The 4,585-nt window shown below is 66.8% G+C and carries 4 protein-coding genes and 1 pseudogene; 3 read left to right on the top strand and 2 right to left on the bottom strand.

From position 1 onward, the window contains the following. Positions 1–71: 71 nt before the first annotated feature. A complete protein-coding gene (locus tag VJS90_RS02135) occupies positions 72–977 on the bottom strand; it encodes an AraC family transcriptional regulator (protein WP_324118627.1) in 906 nt (301 codons plus the stop codon). Positions 978–1,156: 179 nt separating this feature from the next. Here VJS90_RS02135 and VJS90_RS02130 point away from each other — a divergent pair, with 179 nt between their 5' ends. The 3 genes from VJS90_RS02130 to tam all read left to right on the top strand — a co-directional run bounded on the left by VJS90_RS02130 (position 1,157) and on the right by tam (position 4,470). Continuing rightward, a complete protein-coding gene (locus tag VJS90_RS02130) occupies positions 1,157–2,209 on the top strand; it encodes an NAD(P)-dependent alcohol dehydrogenase (protein ID WP_324118625.1) in 1,053 nt (350 codons plus the stop codon). Between the two features lie 236 nt (positions 2,210–2,445). After that, positions 2,446–3,630: a sugar transporter gene (locus tag VJS90_RS02125; protein WP_324118623.1), complete on the top strand. Its 1,185-nt coding sequence runs from the start codon at positions 2,446–2,448 to the stop codon at positions 3,628–3,630. A 75-nt stretch (positions 3,631–3,705) separates the two neighbouring features. Further along, positions 3,706–4,470 (top strand): trans-aconitate 2-methyltransferase, encoded by a 765-nt coding sequence (tam, locus tag VJS90_RS02120; RefSeq protein WP_324118621.1) that lies wholly within the window; start codon positions 3,706–3,708, stop codon positions 4,468–4,470. Here the strand turns inward: tam and VJS90_RS02115 are convergent. Beyond that, positions 4,467–4,585 (bottom strand): annotated as a pseudogene (locus VJS90_RS02115) (DUF2784 domain-containing protein); the annotation flags it as partial. The gene tam and the pseudogene VJS90_RS02115 sit on opposite strands and share 4 nt — an antisense overlap.

Here is a 4,585-nt window from a genome sequence, read left to right as displayed (position 1 = left end):
TCTTCGAGTCGCGCAAGGGACGCTACTGCCCGCTGGTACAGTGGCCGTTGGGGGAATGAACCTCTGCTGCCCTACACCGGCAGGCTCTGGTATGGCTGCTCCTCACCCGGACTGCGCTCGAACTGACGCTTGTACTCGCGGCTGAACTGCGACGTGCTCTGGTAGCCCACCCGGTGCGCCACCTGCGCCACGCCCAGGCCTTCGCCGATCAGCATCTGCTGGGCCTTGAGCAGGCGCAGGCGCTTGAGGTACTGCATGGGCGCCATGTCGGTGCAGCGCTTGAAATGCTCATGGAAGGTCGAGACGCTCATGTTGGCGCGGCTGGCGAGCCCGTCCACGCCTAAGGGTTCGGCGTAGTGTTCGCGCAGGTAGGCGAGGGCGGCGCCGATGCGGGCAAAGTGGCCTTGCTGCTCCACCAGCGCCCGCAATACCCCGGCCTGCGGGCCGCGCAGGGCGGTGTAGAGCACTTCGCGCACCCGGGCCGGGCCCAGCACCTTGGCATCGAGGGGGTCTTGCAGGCAGTGCAGCAGGCGTTCGACGCTGTCGCGCATGGCGCTGTCGAGCGCGGCGGAGGTCATCGACTGCGGGGTCTGCGCCTGCACGGCCGGGTCGGGGGGCAGGCCCATGCGCTGCACCAGCTCGCCGAGCACGCTCCGGTCGATGTCCACCGCAACGCCCAGCAGTGGCTCTTCGGGCGTGGCGAAGGTTTCGCACATGAACGGCACCGACAGCGCCTGCACCAGGTAATGCCCGGCGCCGTATTCCAGGGTGCGCGGGCCCAGGCGCGCCAGCTTGCTGCCTTGGGCAAGGATCATCAGGCTGGGTTCGTAGATCTGCGGGCTGCTCGCAACGTAGTGGCTCCAGGACAACACCTGCACGCCGGGCAAGGCGGTGTCGACGAAGCCCGGGCGCGTGGCCAGCGGTTCGATCAGGGCGCACAGGGCGGCGTTGGCGTCGAGGTGTCGGGTCAGGTGCATGGCGGCCAGGGATAGAGAATCAGACAGTGGCATCATCGCAGATATGGCGGTTGCTGCCACGGCCCATCGTCGAGGTTCGGAGAATCAGGCAAGACTGCCGGAGAATTCGCCGTGGGCCTGGAGCCGTCATGCGCGCACAATGCGCCGCCTCAATCGTTTACGTTTTTGCGAGGCCCTGCATGTACACAGCCATCGGTTACGCCGCCCAGTCGCCCACCGCCCCCCTGGCGCCCATGACTTTCGAGCGCCGCAGCCCGCGCGCCGATGACGTTGCCATCGACATCCTCTACTGCGGCGTCTGCCACTCCGACATCCACCAGGCGCGCAACGAGTGGGGCATCGCGGTGTACCCGCTGATGCCAGGCCACGAGATCGTCGGCCGGGTGACCGCGGTGGGTGCCAACGTCAGCCAGTACCAGGTCGGCGATCTGGTCGGCGTCGGCTGCATGGTCGATTCCTGCCGCCACTGCGAGGCCTGCGCCGCGGACCTGGAGCAGTACTGCATCGAAGGCCCGACCATGACCTACGCCACCCCTGACCGGGTCGATGGCAGCAACACCATGGGCGGCTACTCGAACAGCATCGTGGTCAGCGAGCACTTCGTGGTGCGCATTCCGGCCGCCCTTGACCTGGCCAGCGCCGCGCCGATTCTGTGCGCCGGCATCACCACCTACTCGCCGCTCAAGCACTACGGCGTCAAGCCAGGCCACAAGGTCGGCATCCTCGGCATGGGTGGCCTGGGCCACATGGGCATCAAGTTCGCCAAGGCCATGGGCGCCGAAGTGACCCTGTTCACCCGCTCCCAGGCCAAGGGCGAGGAAGCCCGCCGCCAGGGCGCCGATCATGTGATCGTGTCCACCGACGAGGCGCAGATGCGCGACGCGGCCGGCCGCTTCGACTTCCTGCTCGACACCATCCCGGTGCAGCACGACCTGAACCCCTACCTGGAAACCCTGAAGTTCGACGGCGTGCACATTCTTGTCGGCCTGATCGAACCGGTCGACCCGGCGCTGCATGCCGCGAACCTGGTGATGAAGCGCCGCGTGCTGGCAGGCTCGCTGATCGGCGGCATCGCAGAAACTCAGGAAGTGCTGGACTTCTGCGCCGAGCATGGCATCACCTGCGACATCGAGATGCTCGACATCCGCAACATCAACGAGGCGTACACCCGCATGATCGCCGGTGACGTGAAATACCGCTTCGTGATCGACATGGCCACCCTCAAGGCCTGAGCCTGACGGGGCACGTCACACGCTGCAGATGAAAGCGGATCGCAGGGGCCCAGGCCTGTGCGATCCGCTTTCGCGTTGATGGCCTTCGACGCGGGTGTCGCATGCGGTTGTGGGGCCTGGGTGCGAGGCGTAACATGCCGGGCATCCTTCCAATAACAGCAACGCCCGTCCCGCCTGTCGTCCGACCCGGCGGCGAGCGTTCGTCCGTCCCGTTTCCGGAGTCTTCAGCGCAACCCATGAACAGTTCCACACCTGCCCACGCCGGGAGCTGGCTGAGCGTAATCGCCCTGGCCCTCGCCGCGTTCATCTTCAACACCACCGAGTTCGTCCCGGTGGCCTTGCTCAGCGACATCGGCCGCAGCTTCGACATGACCACCGCCCAGGTCGGGCTGATGCTGACCATCTATGCCTGGGTGGTGGCGCTGGCCTCGCTGCCGATGATGCTGCTGACCCGCAACATGGAGCGCCGGCGCCTGCTGATGATGGTGTTCGCGGTGTTCATCGTCAGCCACCTGCTGTCGTGGGTGGCGCAGAGTTTCGCCATGCTGCTGGTCAGCCGTATCGGCATCGCCTTGTCCCACGCGGTGTTCTGGGCCATCACGGCCTCGCTCGCCGTGCGCGTGGCGCCGCCGGGCCAGCAGGCCAAGGCGCTTGGCCTGCTGGCGACCGGTACCACGCTGGCCATGGTCCTAGGCATTCCCCTGGGGCGCGTGGTGGGCGAGGCGCTGGGCTGGCGGGTGACCTTCCTGTGCATCTCGGGGGTGGCGCTGGTGACCATGCTTTGCCTGCTCAAGTCACTGCCGCTGCTGCCCAGCCAGAACTCGGGGTCGCTGCGCAGCCTGCCGGTGCTGTTCAAGCGTCCGGCGCTGGTGACCGTGTACGTGCTGGTGGCGCTGGTGATCACCGCGCAGTTCACCGCCTATAGCTACATCGAGCCGTTCGCGCTGCATGTCGCGCAGGTCAGCGGTGACCGCATCACCCTGATGCTGCTGCTGTTCGGCGGTGCCGGGGTGTTTGGCTCGGTGCTGTTCAGCCGCTACAGCGACCGCTTCCCGCAGGGCTTCCTGATCGGCTCGATTGCCGGGCTGGCGGCGTGCCTGCTGTTGCTGTTGCCGGTGTCGGTGAGCTTCTTCAGCCTGGCGACCCTGAGCGTGTTCTGGGGCATTTCCATCCTGAGCTTCAGCCTGGCGTTGCAGTCGCGCACGCTCAAGCTTGCGAACGATGCCACGGACGTCGCCATGGCGCTGTTCTCGGGGATCTACAACGTCGGCATCGGCGGCGGCGCGCTGCTAGGCAGCATTGTCAGCAGCCAGATGGGCGTGGCCAATATCGGCCTGGTGGGTGGCGCGCTTGCCGTGGGCGGGCTGTTGCTGTGCCTGAGCGCCCAGAAACGCTTCGCGGTAGCGGCGCAGGAGGGTTAAGGCGCGGCGGGGTGGTCCCGGTCAACGATCACGATCTGCTATCGTGCGGACTCCGCCCCCCGAAAGGAGCCCGCGATGGCCTGGTCCGCTGCCCAATATTCCCTCTTCGAAGACGAGCGCACACGTGCGGTGCGCGACCTGCTGGCGGCGGCACCGCGCCAGCCGGTCAATCGCGCCACCGACCTGGGCTGCGGCCCGGGCAGTTCCACCGAGGTGCTGCTGCAATTCCATCCCGAGGCGCAGGTCGTGGGGCTGGACAGCGATCAGGACATGATCGGCAAGGCACGCCAACGCCTGCCGAACCTCACCTTCGAGATAGCTGACATCGCCACCTGGACGGCGGCTCACCCGCAGGACCTGATTCTGGCCAACGCCTCGCTGCAGTGGGTACCCGATCATCGAACGCTGTACCCGCACCTGGTCCGCCAGCTGGCCCGTGGCGGCAGCCTGGCGGTGCAAACCCCGGACAATCTCGACGAACCCGCCCACCGCCAGCTGCGCGAGATCGCCAGCAAGGGCCCCTGGGCAGACAAGCTTGGGCACCTGCAGCTGCCCCCGCGCCACAACGCAGCCTTCTACTACGACCTGCTCAGCCCGCTGTGCGCCCGTGTCGATGTCTGGCGCACCACCTATCACCACCCGCTCGCGGGCGGCGCGGAGGCGGTGGTGGAGTGGTTCAAGGGTTCGGCGCTTCGCCCTTACCTGGCGCTGCTGGATGAAACGGAACAAGCGGCCTTCCTGCAGCAGTATCTGCAGGCGATGCAACTGGCCTATCCCGCTGCCACCAATGGCAAGGTCCTGTTGCCGTTCCCGCGGTTGTTCGTGGTTGCCACCCGCTAGTGGCGCCACCGCCAGATCACCACGGCGTAGACGCACAGGTTCAGCACCAGCACGATGCCGCCCAGCAACAGCTGGACCTCGGCGGTAAGCCCGGCGGGATAGATCAGTGGCCAGA

The organism is Pseudomonas sp., assembly GCF_035277045.1.
GTDB lineage: Bacteria > Pseudomonadota > Gammaproteobacteria > Pseudomonadales > Pseudomonadaceae > Aquipseudomonas.
Note: the sequence above shows the minus strand (reverse complement) of the source record. Positions and strands in the feature narration are given on the sequence as shown.

Excerpts from the sequence above, each read along its gene's own strand:
- VJS90_RS02130 (WP_324118625.1), top strand. The coding sequence starts at position 1,157 with ATGTACACAGCCATCGGTTACGCCGCCCAGTCGCCCACCGCCCCCCTG.
- VJS90_RS02125 (WP_324118623.1), top strand. The coding sequence starts at position 2,446 with ATGAACAGTTCCACACCTGCCCACGCCGGGAGCTGGCTGAGCGTAATC.
- VJS90_RS02135 (WP_324118627.1), bottom strand. The coding sequence starts at position 977 with ATGCACCTGACCCGACACCTCGACGCCAACGCCGCCCTGTGCGCCCTG.
- tam (WP_324118621.1), top strand. The coding sequence starts at position 3,706 with ATGGCCTGGTCCGCTGCCCAATATTCCCTCTTCGAAGACGAGCGCACA.